Below are 3,217 nucleotides of genomic sequence, written 5' to 3' on the forward strand. Positions count from 1 at the left end.
ACTTCACGCTGACCGTGGGCAACACCAACGACGTGCCGGCCAGCAGCGGCATCACCGCGCAATCGGCCACCGAAGACAGCGCCTTCAGCTTCACCGTGCCGTCGAACACCTTCAGCGACGTCGACATGGGCGACACGCTCAGCTACAGCGCAACGCTGGCCGACGGCTCGGCGTTGCCGGGCTGGCTGAGCTTCGATGCGGCCACGCGCAGCTTCAGCGGCACGCCGGCCAACGGCGACGTGGGCGCGATCAGCGTTTGCGTGACCGCCACCGATGGCAGCAGCGCGAGCGTGTCCAGCGACTTCACGCTGACGGTGGTCAACACCAACGACGTGCCGGCCAGCAGCGGCATCACCGCGCAGTCGGCCACCGAAGACAGCGCCTTCAGCTTCACCGTCCCGTCGAACACCTTCAGCGATGTCGACGCGGGTGACACGCTCACCTACAGCGCGACGCAGGCCGACGGCTCGGCGCTGCCGGGCTGGTTGAGCTTCGATGCGGCCACGCGCAGCTTCAGCGGCACGCCGGCCAACGGCGACGTGGGCGCGATCAGCGTGCGCGTGACCGCCACCGATGGCAGCAGCGCGAGCGTGTCCAGCGACTTCACGCTGACCGTGGGCAACACCAACGACGTGCCGGCCAGCACCGGCATCACTGCGCAGTCGGCCACCGAAGACAGCGCCTTCAGCTTCACCGTGCCGTTGAACACCTTCAACGATGTCGACGCAGGCGACACGCTCAGCTACGAAGTAACGCTGGCCGACGGCTCGGCGCTGCCGAGCTGGCTGAGCTTCGACGCGGCCACGCGCACGTTCACCGGCACGCCCACCAACGGCGATGTCGGCGCGATCAGCGTGCGTGTGACGGCCACCGATGGCAGCAGCGCAACCGCCAGCTGCGACTTCACGCTGACCGTGGGCAACACCAACGACGCACCGACCAGCAGCGACATCACCGCCCAGTCGGCCATTGAAGACGGCGCCTTCAGCTTCACGGTGCCGTCGAACACCTTCAGCGACGTCGACGCGGGCGACACGCTCACCTACAGCGCAACGCTGGCCGACGGCTCGGCGCTGCCGAGCTGGCTGCACTTCGACGCGGCAACGCACACCTTCAGCGGCACGCCCGCCGACGGCGACGTGGGCGCGATCACCGTGCGGGTCACCGCCACCGATGGCGGCGGGGCCACGGCGTCCAGCGATTTTGCGCTGACCGTCGCGGCCGGCCCGGAAGTGCCGCTGCCGCCGGTGCCCGTGGCGCCGCCCCCGGTCGACGCCACACCCAGCCCCGGCCCCACGTTGCCGGCACCGCAGGATCACGCCCCCGCGACCGAACCCGCCACCACCTTCTTCACCGTTTCACCGTCGGGCGTGGCGCTCGAAGGCATGTTGCAGCCGGCGGCGGATGCGGTGGACGCAGGCACGCACGCTGCCGATGCGCCTGTTCCCGCCAGCGATGGCGGCGGCCTGGCCAGCAGCACGGCCAACAGTGCGTCGGCGCTGCAGGTCGTGCCGCAGCTGGACGCCGTCAGCACCGGCGGCGGCGCCGAGCTCAGCGTGGCGTTGCCGCTGTCGTCGTTCCTGCTGTCGGCCCCCGACAGCGGCGTGGCGGTGGAAGCACGCCTGGCCGATGGCCAGCCGCTGCCGCCCTGGCTGCGGTTCGACCCGGCCACTGGCAAGTTGACGGGCCGCGTGCCGCCGTCGATGCGCGGGGTGATCCAGGTCGTGCTGACGGTGCGCGACAGCCACGGCCAGGCCGCCTCGACGCGGCTCGAGATCCGGGTCGACGATGCCGTCGCGCCGGGCGACACACCCGCGCCGGATGACACCCCGGCACCGGGCGCCGACGCCGCGCCGGTGCAGCAGAGCAGGGCGCCCGCCGCGCAGCGGCCCGAGGGTGGCGCCGAGCGCCTGGCCGCGCGGCCCGGCCTCAGCGAACAACTGCGCCACGCGCGCCATCAACAACGCAGTACGATCGCCGACCGACTTGCCACCGCTCCGCGCGGCGAACGTGCCGGCTCGGCGCCAGGATGAGGATCGACAAGGGAGAGTTGATGGCAAACCCTGAGGCGGCAGTGCCTCAAGGCGCGGGCGATCCGCTGATCCGGCTGCTGGACCTGGCGCACCAGGCGCGCGAGGCCCGCAGCCGCGACGAGCTGGCCTTCGTGCTGCTCAACGACAGCCACCGGCTGCTGCACTATCGCCAGGCCGCGCTGTGGTTCGAGGGCGCGGGCCTGCGCGGCCTGTCAGGCGTCGTCGAGCCCGATCCCAATGCGCCCTACGCACTGTGGATGCGCAAGCTGTGCGCCCACCTGCATGACCTGAACCAGGCGGCCCCGGCCGCTGGCGTCGTCGCCATCGACCGCCATCAACTGCCCGAGGCGCTGGCGGCCGAATGGTCCGAGTGGCTGCCCGGCGAAGCCCTGTGGCTGCCGGTGCCCGGTGCGGCCGGCCAGCCGCCGGTGGGGGGCCTGCTGCTGGCCATGGACGAGCCCTGCCCGCAAGCGGCGTGGCCGCTGCTGCAGGAATGGCTGCACGTCTGGGCCCATGCGTGGCGGAGCATGGACCGACCGCAGTCTTGGTGGCAGGCGTTGCTGCGCCGGGAGCAGGTGGCCGCCGAAGGCGCGGCGCGGCCCGCCTGGTGGCGGCGCCGGCGGGTGCAGATCGGGCTGGCGGCACTGGTGCTGATGCTGCTGCCGGTGCGCCTGACGGTGCTGGCGCCGGCCGAGCTGGTGGCCGCCGATGCCGCCGTGGTGCGCGCGCCGCTGGACGGCGTGATCGACCGTTTCCAGGTGCAGCCCAACCAGGGCGTGGCGCGTGGCCAGGCGCTGTTCAGCTTCGACCAGGCCCCGATCACCAGCCGGCTCGACGTGGCCCGGCAGGCGCTGGCCACGGCCGAGGTGGAATACCGCCAGATTGCGCAACTGGCCCTCGCCGATCCGCGCGCCAAGAGCCAGATGGCCGCCGTGCAGGGCCGCATCGAAGAAAAGCGTGCCGAGGCCGCGTTCCTGGAAGACCAGTTCCGGCGCTCGCGGGTGGAGGCGCCGCGCGCCGGCATCGCGATCTTCGATGATCCGTCGGAGTGGGAAGGGCGCCCCGTGCGCACCGGCGAGCGCATCCTGCGCGTGGTCGACCCGCACCAGGTCGAGGTCGAGGCCTGGCTGCCGGTGGGCGACGCGCTGCCGCTGCCCGAGGGGGCCGAGCTGAAGCTGTACCTG

The 3,217-nt window shown here is 72.2% G+C and carries 2 protein-coding genes; both read left to right on the forward strand.

Annotation, left to right across the window (positions count from 1 at the left end; all coding sequences use genetic code 11):
• On the forward strand, positions 1-2,033 hold a 2,033-nt coding region (locus VFY73_RS11215; protein WP_329718660.1), incomplete at its 5' end, for a putative Ig domain-containing protein.
• A 20-nt stretch (positions 2,034-2,053) separates the two neighbouring features.
• A partial coding sequence (locus VFY73_RS11220) for an HlyD family efflux transporter periplasmic adaptor subunit (protein ID WP_329718662.1) occupies positions 2,054-3,217 on the forward strand: 1,164 nt, incomplete at its 3' end.

Source organism: Ideonella sp. (assembly GCF_036277275.1).
GTDB lineage: Bacteria > Pseudomonadota > Gammaproteobacteria > Burkholderiales > Burkholderiaceae_C > Ideonella.